Below are 22144 nucleotides of genomic sequence, written 5' to 3'. Positions count from 1 at the left end.
CCCTCGTCGTCCCCTCGCGGCGAATCGCTGAAGACAAGCGTGATCAAACGGACAGGAGACGTCAACACCCGTTCGGGGACCGGCCGCGCGGAACCGGCGTCGCGACGGTGCGTACGGAAGCACGTCCCGGCGCACGAATCGGCCATCACAGGGGGACGGTTCAACGCCGTGCGCTCGCGCGCGGCGCATGCGGCGCGAGCGCGGGTGACCGGCGCACCTCGATCCTGCCCCTGGGGGCGGCACGGGTGGGCGACTCCCGACCCAGGGCCCTGAACCCGGACCTGGACCTGAACCTGTACCTGAACCTGGACCTGGACCTGGACCTGGACCTGAACCCGGACCTAGACCGCCTCGAACGCCAACCCGTCGCGCACCAGGCTCTCCCGGGCCACCGCCGCGACACCCGTCACCGCACTGCACGCCGGGTAGACCGCCGGGGCCACCGTCCCGCCGCCGACCCCGGATGCACCACCGGAGGCGCCCACACCACTCGCCGCCCCCGAAGTCCCCGGCGCCACCCGGTCCAGCTCGCACCAGATCCGCTTGCCGGCGCCCTCGTGGCTCCAGCCCCAGCGGTCCGCGAGCACGTCGACGAGGGCGAGGCCGCGCCCGCCCGCCTCCTCGCTGTCGGCGCACCGCGGGGCCGGCGGACACGCACTGCCGTCGGCGACCTCGAGGCGGACCTTTCCGACCACCCCGTCACGGAGTCCGGACAGCAGGAGCCGCAGCACCGCCGGACGGCCGGTGTGCACGACCGCGTTGGTGACCAGCTCGGAGACGAGGAGGATCAGCGTCTCGGCGAGCGGCTCGTCGTCCCCTATGCCGGACCCGCAGAGCCGTGCACGGGCCCATCTCCGTGCACGACCCACCTCTGCGGGGTCGGGCCGGATCTCCAGCTGCACTTGAAGCACCTGCACCGCTCACACCATCCGAACCGGCGGACACATCGCCGCACGCCCCTCAGGGGCCACGATCGTGGTCATCTGCTGCCTGGCCGACGCCACCGCCATCGACACCGTCGGCACCGGGATCACGGAACGTGATCCCCTTACAGGACAGCATGGTTGACGTACAGTCACCCCAACAAGCGCTTCGGGCATATTCCAGCGCGAAGGAGTACGCGTACGGCATACTGTGCGACGCTCATCACGGGGAGTCGAACAGACCGGGGCGTCGAGACTCCGGCCCACTTCACGAGCGCCGGGCACCGCCGGATCCGGGGCCGCCACAGGGGCAACACCGGCTCGGCTCGACCTCGGAACCACTCGCATCCACCAGAAGGTACCGGAGCGGAACTCCGACTCCAGGCCGTGACAAGTCACGCCTAGGACACAACACGGTATCAACGCTCGGTAATTCCGGTATGCCACGTTCCGCGACATTCGACCGAGCAGCCGCCACACATTTCCGTTCCCACCCTGGTCAGCGCGCTCAACCCGCTTCGACCAGCAGTTCCCCCGCCAACAACTCCTCACTCTCCGTGATCGATCCGCCACGTTCCGCCCGTACCCACGCCCGCTTCAGACACAGGTGTACGTCGGCCTCCCAGGTGAACCCCGAACCGCCGTGGACCTGAAGGGAGTCGCGGGCCCCGCGCACGGCCGCCTCGTCGGCCAGCAGCCGGGCCGCCGCGATGTCCACCGGATCGACGGTCACGGCGGCCGCGTACACCGCCACCCGCGCGACCTCCACCCGCACCAGCAGTTCGGCGCAGAGGTGCTTGACCGCCTGGAACGACCCGATGGGCCGCCCGAACTGCTCCCGGGTCCGGGCGTGTTGCACGGCGGCCTCGCAGGTCCGCGCGGCCGTGCCCACCTGCTCGGCGGCGGTGAGCAGTACGAACAGATCATCAGGGCGGACGGACGAACCGCCCCCCGGCACCCGGTGCAACGGCGTCGCCGGATCCACCGATCGCAGCGGTACGGCCCCGGCCGCGTCCCCGGTCACCACATCGGCCTCGTCCAGCCACTCCACCAGACCACCACCCCCGACAGCGGTCACCACGGTCTCCCCCGTCGCCGCGCCCGGCACCACGCCCGCCGCGAGATGGGTGGCCACGAGCGGCCCCGGCAACAGCGCGCGCCCCGCCTCCTCGAACACCAACACGGCCTCCGGCACCCCGAGCCCGACCCCGCCCTCGTCCTCGGCCAGCCGCAGGGAGAACAACCCCACCTCCCCCAACTCCCGCCACAGCCTCCGGTCCAGTCCGCCACTCCCGTCGACGGCACCGCGCAACTCCTCCGTCCTGAAGCGCCGAGCCAACACCTCCCGGAAGCCGCTCTTCAACACCCTCTGATCCTCGGTCAGTCGAAACCGCACAAGCCCACAGCCCCTCTTCACCACCGAGCACACCCGCTTCTCAGGGGCGCGGGGAACTGCGCGAGAAGCCCCACCGGAGCCGCACCCGCCAACGCCCCAGGCCCCCCACACCCTGAGGCGCCCTCGTCCCCCCTCACCCCTTCGGCAACCCCAAGATCCGCTCCCCCACGATGTTCCGCTGAATCTCCGACGTCCCAGCCGCGATCGTGTACGACAACGAACTGAGCCGATCGAGCACCCACCCACACCCCAGATCGAGCGCACCCGCCCCCAGCACCTCCGCAGCCAGCTCGTACAACTCCTGCCGCGCCCGCGAGTACCTCAGCTTGAACACCGAACCCCCCACCCCCGGCACCCCTCCGGAGGCCTCCCCCTCGCTCACGTTCCACTGCGTGAGCCGCCACAGCGCCCGGAACTCCGCGTTCAACCGCCCGAGCCGCCGCCGCACACCGGAGTCGTCCCAGGCCCCGTTCGCCCGCGCCTCCCGTGCCACCTCGACCAACACCCGTCGACAGGCGACCACTTCACCCACGAACGCCGTCCCCCGCTCGAACGACAGCGTCACCATGGTCACCCGCCACCCGTCGTTCTCCGCGCCCACCCGGTTGGCGACCGGCACCCGCACCTCGTCCAGGAACATCTCGGCGAACTCCGTGGAACCGGCGAGCGTGCGCAGAGGACGTACGGTCACGCCGGGCGCGTCCATCGGCATCGCCAGCCAGGAGATGCCCCGGTGCTTCGGCGCCTCCCCGTCCGTCCGCACCAGCAGCTCGCACCAGTCGGCGACTTCGGCGTGCGAGGTCCAGAGCTTGGACCCGCTGACCACGTACGCGTCGCCGTCCCGTCGCGCACGCGTCCGCAGCGAGGCGAGATCCGACCCGGCGTCCGGTTCGCTGAACCCCTGGCACCACACCTCCTCGCCCCGCAGGATCGGCGGCAGCCAGCGCGCCCGCTGTTCGGCGGTGCCCTCGGCGGCGATCGTGGGCCCCGCGTGGAGCAGGCCCACGAAGTTGGCGCCCACATAAGGGGCGCCCGCCCTCTCGGTCTCCTCCAGGAAGATCAACCGGGTGGTCGGCGAGGCGTCCCAGTGGACGTCGGCGTATCCGGCGTCGTACAGCGTCCGCTGCCAGCCGAGGTCATAGGCGCGCCGCCCCGGCCAGTCGTCGGGGGACGGCTTCGGCGGCAGCGAGGGGAGCGCTTTCGCGAGCCACTCCCGCAGCCGCGCCCGGAACACCTCCTCCTCCGGGCTGTAAGCGAGATCCATCAGCCGAGACCCTTCACCCGAGGACTTTCACCTGTCGAAGTCGAGGCCGAGCATGCGGATCGCGTTGCCGCGCATGAGCTTGTGGATCGTCTCGTCGTCGAGGCCCTTGACGTGGTCGAGGGCGACCTCCTTGGTGTGCGGGAAGGTCGAGTCGACGTGCGGGTAGTCGGTCTCGAAGGTCGCGTTGTCCCGGCCCACGACGTCCAGCGAGGCGATTCCGTGTTTGTCGCGGAAGAAGCAGCAGAACATCTGCCGGTAGTAGTACGTCGACGGCGGCTCGGGAATCAGGTCACGCACCCCGCCCCAGGCCCGGTGCTCCTCCCAGACGTCGTCGGCGCGCTCCAGGGCGTACGGGATCCAGCCCATCTGCCCCTCGCTGTAAGCGAGTTTGAGGGTCGGGAACTTCACCAGGACCCCGCTGAAGAGGAAGTCCATCATCGAGGCCATCGCGTTGTTGAAGGAGAGCGACGCCTGGACGGCGGGCGGTGCGTCGGGGGAGGCGGCCGGCATCTGGGAGCTGGAGCCGATGTGCATGTTGACGACCGTGCCGGTCTCCTGGCAGGCCGCGAAGAAGGGGTCCCAGTAGCCGGAGTGGATGGAGGGCAGGCCGAGGTAGGTGGGGATCTCGGAGAACGTGACGGCCCGGACGCCGCGGGCGGCGTTCCGCTTGATCTCCTCGACCGCGAGGTCGATGTCCCACAGGGGGATCAGGCAGAGCGGGATGAGCCGGCCGCCGCTGTCGCCGCACCACTCCTCGACCATCCAGTCGTTGTAGGCGCGGACGCAGGCCAAAGCCACTTCCTTGTCGTGTGCCTCGGCGAAGGTCTGCCCGCAGAAGCGCGGGAAGGTCGGGAAGCAGAGCGAGGCCTCGACGTGGTTGAGGTCCATGTCCGCCAGCCGCGCCTTCGGATCCCAGCAGCCGCGCCGCATCTCCTCGCGGGTGATCCCCTCCAGCGTCATCTCGTCCCGGTCGAACCCGACGGCCGCGATGTTCCGCTTGTACGGGAACTTGAGGTCCTCGTAGATCCACCAGTCGGTCGGCGGCCCGTCCGGGTCCATCGTGATCTGGTACTTCCCCCCGACGTACGCGAGCTCGCCGATCCCGGCGGTGAGGGGCTTCGGCCCCCGGTCGCGGTACTTCTCCGGCAGCCAGGTCTCGAAGAGGTGGGCGGGCTCGATCACATGGTCGTCGACGCTGATGATGCGGGGCAGTTCGGTCATGGGTCCCCTCCAGCGAGCCATTTCTGACGGACCGTCAGCTAGGTCCTCCCCAGCAGGCTAGTGGCGCACCTCTGGACCGACAAGGCGCCCGGCCCTACGCTCTGCCCACGATCTGACTATCCGTCAGCTTCTGGCGGGTGAGCCGAAGGGGCGCGTCGGTGTCGAGCCCGCGAGCGCGCGGAGGCCCGCGAGGTCGAGCAGGGTCGCGGGCTCGACACCGACTGGAGCGCCCCGCAGGCGAACCGAGCCTCAAAAAAAAAGGGGGTTACCGTGACCGATACCGCCCACGCGCTCAGCGAGTCCCGCACGCTCTGGGAACTCCTCGACCGCCGCGCCGCCCTCACCCCCGACCGGCCCGTCCTCCTCCAGGACGACCGCACCCTGAGCTTCGGCGAACTGCGGGCCCGCGCCGAGCGGGTGGCGGCCGGCCTGTACGACAGGGGCGTACGCCCCGGCACGGTCGTCGCCTGGCAACTGCCCACCCGGATCGAGACGGTCCTGCTCTCCTTCGCCCTGGCCCGCCTCGGCGCCGTCCAGTCCCCGGTCATCCCCTTCTACCGCGACCGCGAGGTCGGCTTCGCGCTCCGGGAGTCGAGGGCGGAGTTCTTCGCGGTGCCGGGCGAGTGGCGGGGCTTCGACCACACGGAGATGGCCCGGCGGCTGGACGCGCGCGGCGTCTTCGAGGCGTACGACCGCATCCCGGAGGGCGACCCCGGCACGCTCCCCGCCCCACCCGCCGACGGCACCTCCGTCCGCTGGATCTACTGGACCTCGGGCACCACCTCCGACCCCAAGGGCGTCCTGCACACGGACCGTTCGCTCATCGCGGGCGGCTCCTGCCTCGCCCACGCCCTGCGGCTCACCGCGGACGACGTGGGCTCCATCGCCTTCCCGTACGCGCACATAGGCGGCCCCGACTACATGGTGATGCTCCTGCTCTACGGCTTCCCGGCCGTCCTGTTCGAGCACTTCGCGCTGCCGGCCGCGCTGGAGGGGTACCGCAAGCACGGGGTGACGGTGGCGGGCGGGTCGACGGCGTTCTACTCGATGTTCCTGGCCGAGCAGCGCAAGCAGCCGGGCGAGCCGGTCGTCCCGTCCCTGCGGCTGCTCGCGGGCGGCGGGGCCCCGAAGCCGCCCGAGCTCTACCACGCGGTCGTACGGGAGATGGGGGTGCGGCTCACCCACGGGTACGGCATGACCGAGGTGCCGATGATCACGATGGGGGCGCCGGACGACTCGCCGGAGAACCTGGCGACGACGGAGGGGCGGCCGCCGGAGGGGATGGAGATCCGGATCGCCGAGGACGGGGAGGTTCGGCTGCGCGGGGAGGCCGTCTGTCAGGGGTACCTGGATCCGGCGCAGTCTGCGGCGGCCTTCGACGCGGACGGCTTCTTCGTCACCGGCGACCTCGGACATCTCACCGACAGCGGCCATCTGGTGCTGACCGGCCGCCTCAAGGACGTCATCATCCGCAAGGGCGAGAACATCTCGGCCAAGGAGATCGAGGACCTGTTGCACGGCCATCCGGCCGTCCAGGACGTGGCGGTGATAGGGCTGCCGGACCCGGAGCGCGGGGAGCGGGTGTGCGCGGTCGTCGAACAGCCGCCGGAGGCCGAGGCGCTGACACTGCCGGACGTCACCGACTGGCTGCGCGCGGAAGGGCTGTCCGTCCACAAACTGCCGGAGCGGTTGGAGGTGGTGGACGCCCTTCCGCGCAACGAGACCCTGCGGAAGGTGCTCAAGTACAAGCTGCGTGAGCGCTATTCATGACCGCCGCCGACCGCGCACGAACCACTGCGGACCGCTTACGACGGCTGGTGAACGGTTGTTGCGATGTCCCCGGCCGGGTGACTACTCGGGCACGGTGAAGTAGCGCGCGAACGCGTTGACGACCTCCACCTCGTCCACCTTGCCGTCGGCGTCGGTGTCGAGGGTGGCGGCGGCAGCGGCGGCGACCTCCGCGGAGGCGCCGAGGGCCTTGAGGACCCGGGCGGTCTCCTCGACGGTGGCCTTCCCGTCCCCGTCCGCGTCCGCGACGGCGAGGGCCGCGTGCAGGAAGGGGCGCGCGATCTCGGCGAAACGGTCGGGGTTGTCACGCAGCCGCTTGACCGCGCCGTTCACGAACTCGTCCCGCGTGATGCGCTGGTCGCCGTCCCGGTCCGCTATTCCGGCCATCCCCTGCCAGAAGGCCTCGGCGCCGCCGTACAGGGCCTGGCCCTTGTCCGAACGGGCGGTGGTGCCGAACTCGTTGAGAACCGCCTTGCTCGCCGCGCTGAAGTCCTCGCGGTCGATCCAGCCGTTGCCGTCCTGGTCGAAGGTGGCGAACCGGGCGGCGATCCTGCGCTCGTACTCGCTGCTGACCATGTCTCCTCGGGCCCGCCTTACGTCAAGTGGGGTGCTTCTCGGACGGAGCGTACGACGTCAGCGGCCCGGGCGGAGCGGGAAAGCGGCGCTTGTACCAAGACTGCGGGAATTCCGGGACAACTGTGTGGCCACCGGGACACCACCGCGTGGGACAGCTCACACGTGCGTACTGCTCATGGGGAGGGTGCGCGGTCAGGCCGACAGGGGGCCGGCCTCGTCGTCCGCGTCCGGCGCGACCGCCGAGAGGACGTCCGGATGGACGTCGAAGAGGCGGCGGACACCGAGGGCGGCGAGGACACGGTTGACGTGCGCGCCCTCGGAGGGACCGCCGCCCGCGTGGCCGTCGGCGGGGAGGATCAGCCGGAGACGCCCCTGGAAGGACCGCATCAGGCGGCGGGTGGCGACCAGCACGCCCACGCCGCTGGAGTCGCAGAAGACGACGGCGGAGAGGTCGAGGACGAGACTTCGGCGGCCGTCGGCCACCGCCTCGTGCACCCGCTGGCGGAGCACGGGCGACGTGACCAGATCCATCTCTCCGGACACGTGCAGCACGGCCCACTCGCCTTGCTCGCCGTCGGTCACTTCGAACGCCACCGCGATGCCTCTCAGTCGCCGAACCGGAAGCCACTGCACCGCTTCCTGCTGCGCGGCTGCCCCGCCGTCGTTCCATGAAACACCCCGCGCCCACCGAAAGCGCGGGGTAAGCGAGCCATTTCAGGGGCCTTTTCGGTGCGATTTCCATCGAGTACGGTCACATGTGATCGAATATTGATCACGAATGGCTTCGGTATCGATCCGATGTGGGCCCAGACGAGCGTCACTTGGTTGGATTCGCGCAGATCAGGAGCCTCATATGGTCGTACAGACATACGAAAGGCGGGTGGACGCCCACGTGGGCGGTGTGGAAACGGCTTACCCAGGAGGCGCATACCACCTCCGGCCTCGCGAGGGGCGCGCATTGCCATAAAGGGGCGTGCGCGGTCAGCGGTGCCGACTACATTCGGGACGGCGGTGCGCACAGGCTGGAATCGGGCCGGAAGCGGGCAGCCGACGGACCGCGGGCCGGCCGGCGCACGACTGGCGGACGACCGGGCGGGCATTCAAGGAACGGCGCAGGTGAGAGCAGGGTGAGGGGGCCGTATGGCGACGATGGACGCACCGCCCCGCTGGGACCGCAAGATGCAGCAGCGGCTGGCGCACGGCGAGGCGGCGGCGCTCGGTGAGCTGTACGACCGGTTCGCGTCCCTCGTGCACGGGCTGGCCCACCGCGTCCTCGGCGACGAGCGGGGTGCGGACGGCATCACCCGCGAGGTGTTCCTCCAGCTCTGGGAGAACCCCGAGGCGTACGACCCCCAGCAGGGGCCGCTGCGGTCCTGGATGGCGGCGCTGACCCACCGTCTCGCGGTGCAGCGGCTGCGGGCCACCGAGACCGCCGCGCTCGCCCGAGGCGGCGAGGGCACGACGGAGGACCTGGAACGCAAGGTCCACCAGGCGTCGGTGGCGGCCCGCGCCGACTACATCGTGCAGGCCATGCCCGCCCCGCTGCGGGCCGCTCTGGAGCTGGCCTATTTCCAGCGCCGTGACTACCGCCAGACCGCCACCGACCTGGGCGTCACCGAGGACGAGGCCCGACGCCGCCTCCGCCTCGGCCTCCAGCTCCTCTCCACCGCCCACGACACACGCCCCTCCGGCACCCCACCCGAACCCGGGCCCCTCACATGAACGCCACCCCGAGCCCTGACGGGCCACCCGAGCCGGAGAACCGGCGGCCCCCGGCCCCGGCCCGACCTGACGGACCCGCCGGTCCGGTCTCAGGACACTCTCCCGAACACGGACACCCCACGGCCCGCACCGCGGCCGGCGGCACGGCCGGGCCCGGTGGCCACGGAGGGCGACTCGGCTCCGGAGACGGGCGATCCGGAGACGGGCGATCCGGAGACGAGCCTGAGGACCGGCCTGATGACCGGCCTGATGACCGGCTTGAGGAGGGGCTCGGGGCCGACCTCGGCGGGCCGTCCGGAGCGAGTGACACCGGTGGCTCGGAGGGCACGGGCGGGCCGAGTGAGCCAGGCGGGCCGAGTGAGCCGACCGGTGCCGGGGACGGCGGTGACGAGCCGGCGGGCCCGCCCCGGATACCGCTGCCGCGCACCTCCGTGGAGGACACCGGAATGCCCCTGCCCGACGCCGTGCCGAACCCCACCCCGGCGCCGGGCTCCTCCGCCCTGTCCGGATCTCGCCCGCCCCTCGTGCTGGAGCACCGGGTGCTGAAGGCGCTGCTCGGGGCCTGGGCCCTGGCGGTGTGTTCGGCGGAGGAGGCGTTGGCGGTGGAGGAGCACCTGGGGGTGTGCGGAGGGTGCGCGGACGAGGCGCGGCGGTTGCGGGAAGCCGTGGGGCTGCTGCACCCGCCGGAGAGCCTCGACCTCGACCCGGCCCTGCGGACCCAGGTACTGGACGTCTGCCTGGGCCGCCGCCCGCCCCGCATCCCCGTCCCCCGCTGGGCCGCCCCGTACGACGCGGAGACGGCCCGGCTGGACGCGCTGCTCCAGGACATCGGCGCCGCCGACTGGCACGCCCCCGTACGGCTGCGCTGGTTCGAGGGCGAGGCCCCGGTGAGCCGTCGTACGACCGTCGCCGGGGTCATCGCCCACCTGCTCACCGTCGACGGGCTCGTCGCCGTGGCGCTCGGCCTGGACGACCCGCTCGGCCCGCTCGAACCCGGCCCCGACGAGCCGCCCGTCGCCGCGTCCCCGGCGGCTCGCACCGAGGCGTACTGGAAGGCGTCCCACTTCCCGCCCACCCGCGCCCTCCGCGCCCCCTGGCGGCAGCAGAGCCACGACATCGTCCGCACGGCCTCGTTCACGGGCGGCGGCCCCGACGGCTCCGACGCCTCAGCGCGCCTGACAGTCCCGTACGGCGGCTTCGAGCTTCCCCTCCAGGACGCGATGCTCGATCGGGCGTTCGAGTGCTGGATCCATGCGGAGGACATCGCGGAGGCCGTGGACTACCCGTACGAGCCGCCGTCCGGCCGCCATCTGCACGGCATGATCGACCTGGCCGCCCGCATGCTGCCGGTGTCGCTGGCCGAGCGCCGCCGGACCGGCCTCGCGTCCCCGCCCCCGTCCGGCCGCCACCTCGTACCGGCCGGCGCCCCGGGCCGCAGTCTCCGCCTGGAGATCGAGGGTTCCGGCGGAGGCGAGTGGCTGATCCCCCTCGACTCCCCCGCCGCCCTCGGTTCCACCGATCACGAGGTGGCCCACGTGGCCCTGGACGGCGTCGAGTTCTGCCGTCTCGCCGCCGGGCACGTACCTCCGGAGGAGGCGGCCGCCGGGCAGGGTGGCGACCGGGATGCCATCAGGGACGTGCTGTTCGCGGCGGCGTCCCTGAGCCGCATGTAGCGGGAGCCGGGGCAGCGGCGACAGCGCCGGAATGCGCTGGGCGTGCGCCGGGCACGCGGCGGGGACAGCGCTCGCGGGTCGGAGTTGCCGGACCAGCACCGCGTGACCGTCGCGGGCCGCCGCGCCGAAGTACTCCACCAGTCCTACGTACAGGCCCCGCGCCCTTTGCAGGGCCTCCAGAGCCTCCAGGGCCTCGTCGTCCTCCGCGCCGGGCGGACAGAGCCCCGCCGCGTCGACCTGGCCGGCGGTGAGACAGTGCCGACAGGGCCTGGCTAGGCGAAGACGACCGTCCGGCGCCCGTTCATCAGGATGCGCCGCTCGGCGTGCCACTTGACCGCCCGTGCCAGCGCCTGGCACTCCACGTCGCGCCCGACCGCGACGAGCCCCTCGGGCGTCACCCCATGGCCCACCCGCTCGACCTCCTGCTCGATGATCGGCCCCTCGTCGAGGTCGGCGGTGACATAGTGCGCCGTCGCGCCGATCAGCTTCACACCGCGCGTGTGCGCCTGGTGGTACGGCTTCGCGCCCTTGAAGCTCGGCAGGAAGGAGTGGTGGATGTTGATGATGCGCCCGCTGAGCTGCTTGCAGAGGTCGTCGGAGAGGACCTGCATGTAGCGGGCCAGCACGACCAGCTCGACCTTCTCCTCGCGCACGATCTGCAGCAGCCGCGCCTCCGCGTCCGCCTTGGTGTCCTTGGTGACCGGGATGTGGTGGAAGGGGATGTCGTACGACCCCACCAGCTCGGCGAAGTCGGTGTGGTTGGAGACCACGGCCGCGACCTCCACCGGCAGCGCGCCCGTGCTCGCCCGGAAGAGCAGGTCGTTCAGGCAGTGCCCGAACTTGCTGACCATCAGGACGATGCGCATCTTCTCGTCGGCCCGGTTGATCTGCCAGTCCATCTGGAAGGAGTCACCGATCGCCGCGAAGCTGGCCCGCAGCTTGTCCACGTTCACCGGTGCGTCCGCCGAGAAGTGGACGCGCATGAAGAACAGACCCGTGTCGTGGTCACCGAACTGCTGACTGTCCTCGATGTTCCCGCCGGTCATGAAGAGGTAGCTCGACACGGCGTGCACGATGCCCGGCTTGTCGGGGCAGGCGAGGGTGAGGACGTACTGGTCGGCGGGTGCCGCGGCTCGGGTGGACTGCTCGTTCATGCCCGACAGGGTCCCATATGGCGTACCCATGTCGGCAATCGTCCCGAAGACCGGACCGCGGGCCCCCGCGCCACCGCCCGGCGGGCTTCCCTACGCCGCCCTGGTCATGATCCGCAGCACTTCGAGCGTGCGCGGCGGGGTGTCCGGGTCCTCCCCGTCGCTCGCCGAGAGGCGTACGTGCGCCTCACGGGCGGCGCGGACGGCCTCGGGCCAGGCGTCGTGGTCGAGGTACGCGGAGACGGGTGCGTCCGGGCCGACCTGGTGCATGATCCGCAGCACGCGCAGCACGGCCGTGTCGACGAGGGCCGCCTCCTGGGCGTCACGGAAGATCGTGCCGACGTACTTCTCGGCGGACCAGTTGTCCAGCCAGGTGTCCTCGACCAGGCGGTACACGGCGTCGGTGACGTCCCCGTACCCGTCGACACCGGCCAGCCAGACGTTCTGCTGGAACGCGGGGTCGGAGAGCATGTGCAGCGCGGAGCGCACATTGCTGCGCCAGCGCCACCACGGCATGTCGTTCAGTGGCATGCCGCCCATGGTGAATGAGCGACGCCCACGACGGGAAGGGGTCTCCGGACCTTGGACGGTCATCGATCGCGCATTCCTCTCAGAAACCACTCGAAAATACGATCGTAGCTCCTCGCAATTCACCTCCCGGTCACCCCGCGTTGACCATCTGTCACGCCCGGGTTGGTGATGTGGCGGAATCGTGCGGAGCCATGACTGGCTTCCAGGCACGACGGACCCATCAGCCCCCAGGCCATCCCACAGGACTCACCAAACGCCTGGTCAGAGCCACCACGCTGACGGCGTGTGCCTCACTCGTCGCCGCGTGCGGGGTCCTCCCCGGTACCACGGGGAGTACCGGGGACGGCCCCGTCACCGTCATGACCTGGGCCCCGGAGAAGACGGCCGCCACCAACAAGCCGGGCATGCCCGCGATGGCCAAGGCGTACGCCCGCTGGGTCAACGCGGGCGGCGGCATCAACGGCCGCGAGCTGCGAATCCTGACCTGCAACGACCACAACGAGACCGTGACGGCCGCGAAGTGCGCCCGCCGTGCCGCCGACGAGGACGTCGTCGCGGTCGTCGGCTCCTACAGTCAGCACGGCCGTTCCTTCCTCGCCCCGCTGGAGTCGGCGGGCATCCCGTACATCGGCGGCTACGGCGTCACCGACGACGAGTTCGCCAGCGCGCTGTCGTACCCGGTCAACGGCGGCCAGGCCTCCCTCATGGCCGGCCTCGGCGAACAGCTCGCCGAGGACTGCGGCCCGGTCGCCCTCGTCCGCCCCGACTCGATAGCCGGCGACCAGCTGCCGCTGCTGCTGGACTCGGGGCTGCGTTCCGGGGGCCACGACGGGTCGGAGGACCAACTGGCCGCCGAGGACGCCACCGAGTACGGCGGGCACGCCCGGGAGGCGCTGCGGCGGGCCAGCACGGAGCCGGGCACGGAGGGGTGCGTGGTCCCCGCCCTGGGCGACCGCACCTTCACCTTCATGGACTCCTTCCGCCGGGACCGCGCGGACTTCCCGGACGTCCGTACGGGGACGGTGCTGGGCAGCGTCGACCAGACGGTGATCGACGCGACCGGGGGGAGGTCAGGGCCGTACGAGGGGGCGTACGTCACCGGCTGGTACCCGGTGGAGAGCGACAAGCGGTGGGACCGGATGAAGGAGGTGATCCGGGAGCACGCGTTCGGCGACAACCGGATCGACCCCGCGGACCCGGGCGTGCAGACCACGTGGATCGCGTACACCGTGCTGACGGCCGCCCTCGAGAAGATCGGCGACGGAGAGGTGACCTCCCAGGCGATCCGGCGTGTCCTCGACGACGGACTGAAGGTCACCACCGGCGGCCTGACCCCACCTCTCAGCTGGCGCTTCGAGGACCTCATAGCCTCTGCCGGCTTCCCCCGCCTCATCAACCCCGAAGTCACCTTCCAGATCGTCCGCAAGGGCCAACTGGTCGCGGCCCGAAGGAACTTCGTGAACGTGGAGAAGACGCTGGTGGAGGCGGAGAACTGACCGACGCCGCACGTGACGGCCCCGCCCGGGGTGCGCGGCGGCTCGGCCCCGGACCGGGCACCGCCGTCCCTACAGCTGGACCGCCTGGCGTTCGGTCAGGGTGTAGGTCTTGGCGATCTCGTTCCAGAGTTCCGCGGCCTTGGTCTTCTCGGCGCTGGCGGTGGCGCTGGCCTGGTTGCCGGCCTGGGTCTGGCCGGTGGTGCGGGCCTGACCCTTCTTGCAGCCCTTCTTCCCGGCGGTCTGGTCCGCCCACGCCGCGTAGTGGTTGTCCGCGGAGGCCGAGGCCTTCCAGGCCTTGGTCAGCGAGGTGGTCAGGGCCTCGTGGTTCGGCAGCTGGTCGACGGACAGCGCGCCGAGCCGGGTGACCAGGTCGTTGCGCTGCTTCGCCGCGTCCCGCAGATCGGTGGCGGCCTGGCCCAGGTTGGAGCACGTCTTGATGTCGGCGACCGCCTTGATCACGCTGCTCCGGCTGTCGCCGCTGTCGGCCAGCAGCTTGTCGAGCGCGACCGCCTGCTCGCGCGCCGGGTCCGCCGACGCGGACGCCGACTCCTCGGGCGCCCCGCTCGCCGACACGGGCTTGTTGTCGCTCGGCGACGAGTCGTCCCCCGACCCGGCCATCAGCGCGCCCGCCCCGATCCCGAGCACCGCGATCCCCACGCCGACGAGCGCGATCAACGGCACCCGCGATCTCGTACGACCGCCCCCGCCGCCCCCGCTCTCCCGTCTCCCGGAAGCGCGCCCGGCATGCCCACCGTGGCCTCCGTGGCCACCGGGTCCGCCGTGGCTGCCATGACCGCCGGGCCCGCCCGGGCCCCGCGGCGGCTGCGGGGCATGACCGTGGTCGATCTTCGGCATCTGCTGGGTGGACCCGGCGGCGCCACCGGCCCCCGGTTCGTTCCGGAAGAGGCTGTCGAACACGTCCGGCTGCTGCTGTCCCGGCTGCGGCCCCGGCGCACCGTACGGGGGCCGCTGCTGCCCCTGCGCGGCCACCGGCGGTATGTACTGCGTCGCCGCCTCGTCGGGATTCCCGGCGGACGCGCCGGGGACCGGCCGCACGGGGTTCGCGGCCGGCGGGAGGGGTCCGGCGCCGTTGTCCGGCACCCGTCCCAGATATGTCGTCGCGTCGCCCGACGCCGCCGGCGGCAGCGCGCCCGGCCCCACCGGCGGCAGGAACTGCGTGGCGGCCTCGGCGGCGGGCGCCTCCGTGACCACCGGCGGTATGAACTGCGTCGCCGCCTCGTCCCCCGGCATGGGCCCGGCCGCCGGCACGTACGGGATGTACTGGGTGGCTCCCTCGTCCACGGGCGGCATCGGCGCGCTCTGCGGCGATTGCGGCGACGCACCGGCGGACGGTACGGCCAGCTCTCCCGCGACCGGCGGCAACGGCGCACCTGCCCCGCCGTACCCCGCGCCCCCGTACGCCGCCCCAGGCGCCCCCTCGGGGGGCAACGGCATTCCGCCATGGGTGCCGTAGGCCTGCCCGGCCGGGTCCCCCTGAGTGGTGCCGTAGGCCTGACCTGCCGCGCCGCTCTGGGCCCCGTATGCCTGACCGGCCGCGTCGCCTTGAGTGCCGTACGCCTGACCGACCGCGTCATCCTGGGTGCCGTACGCCCCCTGCGCGCCGTAACCGGCCTGCGCACCCACCGTGCCGTACGCGTCCCGCGCCCCGTGGGCTCCCCATTCCGGCGCGGAGGGCGCGCTGTTCCAGTGGTCGGCCTGCGGCTGGGCGGGCGGCGCCGCGGTCTCCTCGGAGCCCCACGGCCGCTGCTGGTCCCACGGCTGGGCCGGGGCCGGCGGCAGCGGGGCCGGCGGCAGATCGCTCGGGTGGAGCGGCGCCCCACCGTCCGAGGGCAGCACGATGCCTTCGCGCGCGGTCCGCGCCGAGGGCTCCTCGCCCTGTCCACTCTGCGTCACCGAGACTCCTACGAATGGGGGACTTGCGGAATCGTCGACTCACGCTACCGGGTCCGGACGACACCCCACGCACCACCCGCGCCCCGACGAGGGGCGGAGCCCTCTCAGGGGCGCGGGGAGCCGCGCGATCAGCCACACCCGCCCGTAGCGGCGCGAACGACCCGAGTACCCCACCCGGAGCGCTCTACGCCGCCTGAAGGTCCATGCGCGCCCCGAACTCCCTCACCACCGCCTCCTCCCGGAACGGCTCCAACCGCTGCTGGAGGTCCTCCAGGTACTCGGCCCCCCGATTCGACCGCAGTGACCCCAGCAACTCCACCGCCTTCAACCCGGTGTGGCAGGCCTGCTCGACCTCCCGCTGCTGCACCTGTGCCGTGGCGAGCAGCACGTACCCGATCGCCCGCCGCCGCGCCCGCGACCGCGGATGCTTGGCCAACGACTCCTCGGCCCGCCGGGCGGCCGCCTCCGCCTGCCCCAGATCGCGGTGGCAGTGCGCCAACTCGTCGGCCAGATAGGCCTCGTCGAAGTGCTTGATCCACACCGGGTCGTCCCCGGACGACGGATCCGCCGCCTCCAGCGCCTCGACGGCCCGCCCCGCGGCCGTCTGTGCGCCGCGCGCGTCGCCCATCAGCGCGTGCCCGCGCGCCTCCGCCGCGTGGAACATCGACTCCGCGCGCGGAGTCGCCCGCCCCCGCGCCCCTTCCTGCGCCGCGCGCGCCAACTGCGCGATCTCCCGCGGGTTTCCGAGCTGGGCCGCGAGATGGCTCATGGACGCGGCGAGGACATAGCCGCCGTACGCTCGGTCGCCTGCGGCCTGGGCGAGACGGAGCGCCTGGATGTAGTACCGCTGGGCGAGTCCGGGCTGACCGGTGTCGACGGCCATGTACCCGGCGAGTTCGGTCAGTCGGGCGACCGCCGCGAACAACTCCCGCCCCACGGCTTCCCGGTAGGAGCCGGCCAGCAGCCCCGACACGACGCTGTTGAGGTAGTGCACGACGACCGGCCGGACGTGCCCGCTGCCGTACTGGTGGTCGAGGTCCACCAGCGCCTGGGTCATCGCGCGCACGGCCGCCACGTCGGCGAGCCCCACCCGGGGTCCCGCCGAGCGGGCCACCTGGGAGTCCGGCGCCGAGATCAGCCAGTCACGGCTGGGCTCGACGAGGGCGGAGGCGGCCACGGACGACCCGGAGAGGAAGTCCCGCCGCCCCACGTCGCTGCGCCACAGCTCACAGACCTGCTCGATGGCCCCCAGCACCGTCGGCGAGAACTGCAGACCGACACCGGACGCCAGGTTCTTGCCGTTGGCCATGCCGATCTCGTCGATGGTGACCGTACGGCCCAGCTTGCGGCCCAGGGCCTCGGCGATGATCGCGGGCGCCCGGCCCCGCGGCTGCTGTCCGCGCAGCCAGCGCGCGACGGACGTCTTGTCGTAGCGCAGGTCGAGTCCGTGCTCCGCGCCGCACATGTTCACGCGCCGGGCCAGCCCCGCGTTGGAACAGCCCGCTTCCTGGATGAGCGCCTGCAGTCGTTCGTTCGGCTGCCTGGCGACGAGCGGCCTTGCGGCCATGGCGTACCCCCTGTGGCTGTGGTGCCTTGCCCACGCACCGAGTTGACGTCTCTTCAGTGACCGCCTCCTGTCGCATACGTGTACCCACGTATCGAAAAGATCCGGCCTCGAAGATCAATGCCCCGCCGACATACCGAAGATGCGAGACATGCCAGAATTGCCGGGGTAAACACGGATGCTGTACCCCACACGTGGCTACCCGGCTCACTCCGTGATCCCTCCCGCGCGCCCCCGGGCATGCACCCATGCGCCCCGGCCCCGTTGACGATGCTCTCCCCCGCGCATGTGACATCCGTAACCCCTGATGACCGCTAGAGTTGTGTTCATCGTGGAAGAGACCATCGCGGGCCCTGAAGCTGCCCAAATCCCGAAGCAGCGTGGCGAATCGCTGCTGGACACCGCCGTTCGATACGCCGAAGAGCGCCATTGGGACGTGTTCCCCGGTACATGGCTGGAAGCCGTCGACGGGGTGCAGCACTGCTCCTGCGGCAACGCAGCGTGCGCCACCCCCGGCGCGCACCCGGCGCGCGAGGACTGGGCGACCCAGGCGACAGGCAGTGCGACCGTCGCACGCCGCCTCTGGTCGAAGCAGCCGACCGCGTCGATCCTGCTGCCGACAGGCCGTACGTTCGACACGATCGACGTTCCCGAGACCGCCGGTCTGCTGGCGCTGGCCCGTATGGAACGCATGGAGCTGACGCTCGGGCCGGTGACCTGGACACCGGACCGCCGCATGCAGTTCTTCGTGCTCCCGGGCGCGTCGGTCAAAGTCCCCGACCTCGTACGGAAGTTGGGCTGGTCGCCGCTCGCGCTCGACCTCAGGGCACTGGGTGAGGGCGAGTTCGTGGCCGCTCCGCCGACGCGCTACGGATCGCGGGGCGCCGTGCAGTGGGCCCGGCGGCCCACTCCGGCGAACCGATGGCTGCCGGACGCGGAGGAACTGATCTCACCGCTCGCCTACGCGTGCGGGCGGGACGGGCGTCGATAGCGCTCCGGGCACCGGGACGGGCGTCGGTCACGCTCCGGGCTCCGTGCTCCCGTGCTCCGGGACGGGCGTCGGTCACGCTCCGGCGGGGGCTGCGGGTCGGTTTCGCGACTGCGGGTGTTCGTGGTCGCTCACGCGGTTCCCGCACACCTGAACGCAGCCCCTGCTTTTCAGGGGCGCGGGGACCTGCGCGAAAAGCCCCCGCACCGGCACCCTCCGACGCACCGAACCCCCCGAGCCCCGACGCGCACCTCAGTCGGCCGCGTTCGCCCCGTCCACCCCATCGAGCCCGTCCAGGAACGGCTCGATCGCGGAGCGCCAGGCGTCCGGTTGGTCGTAGTGCACCAGGTGTCCCGCGTCGGCGACCTCCGCGTACTGGCCGTGGGGCAGCACCCGGACCATCTCCTGGGACTCGGCGCGCCCCAGTTCCCCGTCGAGACCGCGGACGACGAGGGCCGGGCAGCGCACCTGGGTCAGCTCCTCCCAGTGCGCGTCGTACACCCAGGTCTCACGGGTCGTCAGCATCTGCTCGGGTTCGAACACCGGCCGCCAGCCGTCGGGCCCCTCGTGCATGACCTCGGCGTAGAACTCACCCCGGGACGGGCTGGGACGCTCCACCCAGGGGTCGTCCTCGCCGAACCACTTGCGGACGTCGGCGAGCGTGGCGAACGGCAGCGGCCAGGCCTTGAACCAGTTCTCCCACTCGCGCTGCGAGGCGGCGCCGAGGGCCGAGGCCCGCATGTCGCAGATGATCAGTCCACTCACCAGGTCGGGGCGGCGGGCGGCCAGTTGCCAGGCGGTCAGCGCACCCATGGCATGGCCGATGAGGACGACCGGGGCGAGGCCCAACTGTTCGACGGCGGCCTCGGCGTCGTCGACGTAGGCCTCACGGGTGTACGCGGCCTGCTCGGGCTTCTCGCTCTGGCCGTGTCCACGCTGGTCGAGCGCCACGGCACGGCGGCGTTCGGAAAGCCAGCGGGCGGTGGGTGCCCAGTGCGAGGCGCGGCCCATGAGGCCGTGCAATAACAGCACCCCTGGCCGGGGCTCGTTCTCACCGGACTTGGGCGGGTCGCCGAACTCCCAGGCGGCGAGATTCACGCCGCCCGCTCCCGTCACGTCGATGCGCCGCACCATTGGCACCCCCCAGACTCCCGCCCGGACCGCTCGCTCCCGCCTCTCGCTCCCGCTTCGAGCCGGCCGGTCCACTCGTCCCAACTGCTGTCGTACCGCTGTCGTGCTGCTGCTTCCGTAGTGCATCCGCTGTCGCTTCCGCCCTGGCTCTCGCCGTCGCCTCGCCGTTGCTCCAGCTGCTGTCGTGGCCGTGCGCGCCGCTCGGACGACGAGCACTTGTGTTACAGCGTGCATATCGGTTGACACGTTACGTGTGGGGCGCGCGGATCAGTCATGGCGCGGGTCACACAGCGACACGCCGCACACGTTATCGAATACACATTCGAAGATGCCGCTCTTGGCGGCAACACCCCTCATTCGAGTGACCTCCCTCAAGGATTGCCCGCCGCCGCCGAGGGGAGATCTTCAACGGGAGGCGGACCGCTCGGGGAAAACGGTCCGAGGGGGATGACCCTGGGAGCTCGGGGCTCCGGGTCAGCACAGGGGAGGACAGGCCCCGGCGCCGCACGGCGCCGGGGCCCTCCTCACGTCCACGGCACATCCGCCCCGCCCCCTCCCTCACCACCGGAGATCCTCGTCTCGGGCGGCCAAGAGCCCCTCAGGTCATATGCCTCACGCGCAAGCCTCGCACGCGAACCGCCCGAGCGCTGCGATTCGGCGCAGTGAATCTCGGATTCGACGGGTTCCCGGATACGCCCCCGATACACCACAACTCCCCCTCCCGCATCGGGAGTTGACGGGGGATACGGACATCCGCCGAGACGGCCGGACAGCGGCCGGCAGAGGGTGCGGCCGCGTGGACGGGCGGATGGATGGATGGATGGGTCGATCGGTGGATGGGTCGATCGGTGGACGGATGGATGGGTGGGCGTGATTGTGGTGCCGGTGCCGGCCCGAGGGCGGGCCGGGATCAGGCCGGGCGGGTCAACGCTTGGCGACGAACACGTGTGACGCGACGTCCGCTTCCAGCTCCGCCGCCTCGCCGCCGCTGCCCACGAGGACACCGCCGGCCGCCTCCGTCACACTCACCACGGAGCCGGGCTGGACGCCCGCGCGGCGCAGCGTGTACATCAGCTGGGCGTCCGTCTGGATGGGCTCGCCGATCCGGCGCACGACGACGGTCTTGCCCTCCGTCCCGGGGTCGAGGTCGGCCAGCGACACCATGCCCTCGTCGAGGAAGGGGTCCGCGCCGTCCTTCTCGCCCAGCTCCTCCAGGCCCGGGATCGGGTTGCCGTACGGCGACTCGGTGGGGTGGCGCAGCAGCTCCAGGACGCGGCGCTCGACCGCCTCGCTCATTACGTGCTCCCAGCGACACGCCTCCGCGTGCACCTGCTCCCACTCCAGACCGATCACGTCGACGAGCAGACACTCCGCGAGGCGGTGCTTGCGCATCACGCGCGTCGCCAGCCGACGACCCTCCTCGGTGAGCTCCAGGTGGCGGTCCGCGGCGACGGACACCAGGCCGTCGCGCTCCATGCGCGCGACCGTCTGGCTCACCGTGGGGCCGCTCTGGTCGAGCCGCTCGGCGATCCGGGCGCGCATGGGGACCACACCTTCCTCCTCCAGCTCGAGGATGGTGCGGAGATACATCTCCGTCGTATCGATCAGTCCGGACATACGTGCCCCTCGATGAGATTCAGCCGGAGGCTTCGACGGCCACACCGGCTTGCTGCGGCTTGCTGCGCTGGCCCTGGACTCAATTCTTACGCATCCGACTGACAACCGGGTGGCGGCGGGGAAACGACGGCGGTATGACTCCGGTCAGGTGGCCGGTTTGTGACCCAGCGCCCCATTTTCCGGGACGCCCCGCCGACCCGCGGACGACGGGCGCAGCATATTGACACCCCACTGGTCCAGACCACTAACGTGACCGGCGTCACGGAGGACACGGAGAACACGACGGAAGGATCGACGCATGGGGCTGGACGGCGGCACGGCGGGTGGGCGGTTCCTCGACGCGGCGATCGGGCTGCTGGAACGCCTGCGGGACGACGAGGGAGAGAGGATCACCGCGGCCGGGGAGCTGATCGCGGACACGGTCGTCGCCGGCGGGCGCCTGTTCGCGTTCGGCGCCGGCCACTCGTCGCTCGCCGCCCAGGACCTCGTCTACCGGGCCGGCGGACTCGCGCTGATGAACCTGCTGGCGGTCCCCGGCGCCGTGGGCGTGGACGTGATGCCCGCGACCCTCGGATCGGCGCTGGAGCGGGTCGACGGGCTCGCGACCGCCGTGCTCGACAGCAGCCCGCTGCGGGCCGGGGACCTGCTCGTGGTGATCTCGCTCTCCGGCCGCAACGCGCTGCCCGTCGAGATGGCCTCGCACGCCCGCGAGCTGGGCGTGAAGGTCATCGGCGTCACCTCGGTCGCGTACGCCACCGAGACCACCTCCCGCCACTCCTCCGGCACCTTCCTCAAGGACCACTGCGACCTCGTCCTCGACTCGAAGATCGCGGTCGGCGACGCCGAACTCACCCTCGACACCATCCCCGCCCCCTTCGCCCCGGCCTCCACCGTCGTCACCTCGGCGATCCTGCAGTCCGTCATGGCCACCGCCGCCGCCTCCCTCGCGGACCGGGGCGTCGAACCGCCCCTGCTGCGCTCCGGCAACGTCGACGGCGGGCTCGACTGGAACGACCGGGTCATGCGGGAGTACGGAGATCGGATCTTCTATCTCCGCTGACTGCTCCCCCGGGTTCGTGGGAACGCTGAGAAGGGTGAGGAGGAAATCCGGCGTACAACGATTTCGTCCAAATCTTGCGCGAAGCAGATGTGGGCTGGGTCACGTTCGAGTTGAATGATGGCGAGTGAG

General features: G+C 71.5%; 18 protein-coding genes. 6 read left to right on the top strand and 12 right to left on the bottom strand.

What is annotated here, in order from left to right; all coding sequences use genetic code 11:
- Positions 1-341 precede the first annotated feature (341 nt).
- From K1J60_RS24775 to K1J60_RS24760, 4 genes are all read right to left on the bottom strand, one after another.
- Positions 342-917: an ATP-binding protein gene (locus K1J60_RS24775; protein ID WP_259407897.1), complete on the bottom strand. Its 576-nt coding sequence runs from the start codon at positions 915-917 to the stop codon at positions 342-344.
- A gap of 514 nt (positions 918-1431) precedes the next feature.
- Positions 1432-2319, bottom strand: a complete 888-nt coding sequence (locus K1J60_RS24770; RefSeq protein WP_220648101.1) for an acyl-CoA dehydrogenase family protein — start codon at positions 2317-2319, stop codon at positions 1432-1434.
- Between the two features lie 133 nt (positions 2320-2452).
- The gene (locus K1J60_RS24765) at positions 2453-3583 is read right to left on the bottom strand and encodes an acyl-CoA dehydrogenase family protein (protein ID WP_220648100.1); all 1131 of its coding nucleotides are present in this window, start codon (positions 3581-3583) and stop codon (positions 2453-2455) included.
- A gap of 27 nt (positions 3584-3610) precedes the next feature.
- Positions 3611-4804 (bottom strand): amidohydrolase family protein, encoded by a 1194-nt coding sequence (locus K1J60_RS24760; protein ID WP_220648099.1) that lies wholly within the window; start codon positions 4802-4804, stop codon positions 3611-3613.
- A 270-nt stretch (positions 4805-5074) separates the two neighbouring features.
- Here K1J60_RS24760 and K1J60_RS24755 point away from each other — a divergent pair, with 270 nt between their 5' ends.
- Positions 5075-6574, top strand: a complete 1500-nt coding sequence (locus K1J60_RS24755; protein WP_220648098.1) for a class I adenylate-forming enzyme family protein — start codon at positions 5075-5077, stop codon at positions 6572-6574.
- Between the two features lie 81 nt (positions 6575-6655).
- Here K1J60_RS24755 and K1J60_RS24750 read toward each other — a convergent pair whose 3' ends face one another.
- Complete coding sequence (locus tag K1J60_RS24750) at positions 6656-7168, bottom strand: EF-hand domain-containing protein (RefSeq protein ID WP_220648097.1); 513 nt, start codon at positions 7166-7168, stop codon at positions 6656-6658.
- 192 nt (positions 7169-7360) lie between these two features.
- On the bottom strand, positions 7361-7768 hold the full coding sequence (locus K1J60_RS24745; protein WP_220651667.1) for an STAS domain-containing protein: 408 nt from the start codon (positions 7766-7768) through the stop codon (positions 7361-7363).
- Positions 7769-8308: 540 nt separating this feature from the next.
- On the opposite strand from K1J60_RS24745, the gene K1J60_RS24740 reads away from it, so the two are divergent.
- Both K1J60_RS24740 and K1J60_RS24735 read left to right on the top strand, forming a co-directional pair.
- Entirely contained in the window at positions 8309-8890 is a 582-nt protein-coding gene (locus K1J60_RS24740) for a sigma-70 family RNA polymerase sigma factor (protein ID WP_220648096.1), read from the top strand.
- 446 nt (positions 8891-9336) lie between these two features.
- Positions 9337-10563, top strand: coding sequence for a zf-HC2 domain-containing protein (locus tag K1J60_RS24735; protein WP_220648095.1), 1227 nt, complete (start codon positions 9337-9339; stop codon positions 10561-10563).
- Between the two features lie 272 nt (positions 10564-10835).
- On the opposite strand, the gene purU is transcribed toward K1J60_RS24735, so the two are convergent.
- Both purU and K1J60_RS24725 read right to left on the bottom strand, forming a co-directional pair.
- Positions 10836-11717, bottom strand: a complete 882-nt coding sequence (gene purU, locus K1J60_RS24730; protein WP_033525882.1) for a formyltetrahydrofolate deformylase — start codon at positions 11715-11717, stop codon at positions 10836-10838.
- A 90-nt stretch (positions 11718-11807) separates the two neighbouring features.
- Entirely contained in the window at positions 11808-12308 is a 501-nt protein-coding gene (locus tag K1J60_RS24725) for an SCO4402 family protein (protein ID WP_220648094.1), read from the bottom strand.
- A gap of 128 nt (positions 12309-12436) precedes the next feature.
- On the opposite strand from K1J60_RS24725, the gene K1J60_RS24720 reads away from it, so the two are divergent.
- Entirely contained in the window at positions 12437-13741 is a 1305-nt protein-coding gene (locus tag K1J60_RS24720; protein ID WP_220648093.1) for an ABC transporter substrate-binding protein, read from the top strand.
- A 69-nt stretch (positions 13742-13810) separates the two neighbouring features.
- On the opposite strand, the gene K1J60_RS24715 is transcribed toward K1J60_RS24720, so the two are convergent.
- Positions 13811-15655, bottom strand: a complete 1845-nt coding sequence (locus K1J60_RS24715; protein WP_220648092.1) for a hypothetical protein — start codon at positions 15653-15655, stop codon at positions 13811-13813.
- Positions 15656-15839: 184 nt separating this feature from the next.
- Positions 15840-17222, bottom strand: coding sequence for a transcriptional regulator (locus tag K1J60_RS24710; protein WP_220648091.1), 1383 nt, complete (start codon positions 17220-17222; stop codon positions 15840-15842).
- 328 nt (positions 17223-17550) lie between these two features.
- Between K1J60_RS24710 and K1J60_RS24705 the strand changes: the two genes are divergently transcribed.
- A complete protein-coding gene (locus K1J60_RS24705; RefSeq protein WP_398683293.1) occupies positions 17551-18210 on the top strand; it encodes a bifunctional DNA primase/polymerase in 660 nt (219 codons plus the stop codon).
- 249 nt (positions 18211-18459) lie between these two features.
- On the opposite strand, the gene K1J60_RS24700 is transcribed toward K1J60_RS24705, so the two are convergent.
- Both K1J60_RS24700 and K1J60_RS24695 read right to left on the bottom strand, forming a co-directional pair.
- A complete protein-coding gene (locus K1J60_RS24700; RefSeq protein WP_220648090.1) occupies positions 18460-19341 on the bottom strand; it encodes an alpha/beta fold hydrolase in 882 nt (293 codons plus the stop codon).
- Between the two features lie 921 nt (positions 19342-20262).
- Entirely contained in the window at positions 20263-20955 is a 693-nt protein-coding gene (locus tag K1J60_RS24695; RefSeq protein ID WP_033525889.1) for a metal-dependent transcriptional regulator, read from the bottom strand.
- Between the two features lie 298 nt (positions 20956-21253).
- Here K1J60_RS24695 and K1J60_RS24690 point away from each other — a divergent pair, with 298 nt between their 5' ends.
- Positions 21254-22015: an SIS domain-containing protein gene (locus K1J60_RS24690; RefSeq protein WP_220648089.1), complete on the top strand. Its 762-nt coding sequence runs from the start codon at positions 21254-21256 to the stop codon at positions 22013-22015.
- The last annotated feature ends 129 nt before the right edge of the window (positions 22016-22144 follow it).

This window comes from Streptomyces akebiae (assembly GCF_019599145.1).
In the GTDB taxonomy this organism is placed as follows: domain Bacteria; phylum Actinomycetota; class Actinomycetes; order Streptomycetales; family Streptomycetaceae; genus Streptomyces; species Streptomyces akebiae.
Note: the sequence above shows the minus strand (reverse complement) of the source record. Positions and strands in the feature narration are given on the sequence as shown.

Coding starts and splice junctions, on each gene's coding strand:
- purU (WP_033525882.1), bottom strand. CDS start 11,717: ATGAACGAGCAGTCCACCCGAGCCGCGGCACCCGCCGACCAGTACGTC.
- K1J60_RS24720 (WP_220648093.1), top strand. CDS start 12,437: ATGACTGGCTTCCAGGCACGACGGACCCATCAGCCCCCAGGCCATCCC.
- K1J60_RS24700 (WP_220648090.1), bottom strand. CDS start 19,341: ATGGTGCGGCGCATCGACGTGACGGGAGCGGGCGGCGTGAATCTCGCC.
- K1J60_RS24710 (WP_220648091.1), bottom strand. CDS start 17,222: ATGGCCGCAAGGCCGCTCGTCGCCAGGCAGCCGAACGAACGACTGCAG.
- K1J60_RS24740 (WP_220648096.1), top strand. CDS start 8,309: ATGGCGACGATGGACGCACCGCCCCGCTGGGACCGCAAGATGCAGCAG.
- K1J60_RS24725 (WP_220648094.1), bottom strand. CDS start 12,308: ATGACCGTCCAAGGTCCGGAGACCCCTTCCCGTCGTGGGCGTCGCTCA.
- K1J60_RS24695 (WP_033525889.1), bottom strand. CDS start 20,955: ATGTCCGGACTGATCGATACGACGGAGATGTATCTCCGCACCATCCTC.
- K1J60_RS24690 (WP_220648089.1), top strand. CDS start 21,254: ATGGGGCTGGACGGCGGCACGGCGGGTGGGCGGTTCCTCGACGCGGCG.
- K1J60_RS24760 (WP_220648099.1), bottom strand. CDS start 4,804: ATGACCGAACTGCCCCGCATCATCAGCGTCGACGACCATGTGATCGAG.
- K1J60_RS24735 (WP_220648095.1), top strand. CDS start 9,337: ATGCCCCTGCCCGACGCCGTGCCGAACCCCACCCCGGCGCCGGGCTCC.
- K1J60_RS24750 (WP_220648097.1), bottom strand. CDS start 7,168: ATGGTCAGCAGCGAGTACGAGCGCAGGATCGCCGCCCGGTTCGCCACC.
- K1J60_RS24765 (WP_220648100.1), bottom strand. CDS start 3,583: ATGGATCTCGCTTACAGCCCGGAGGAGGAGGTGTTCCGGGCGCGGCTG.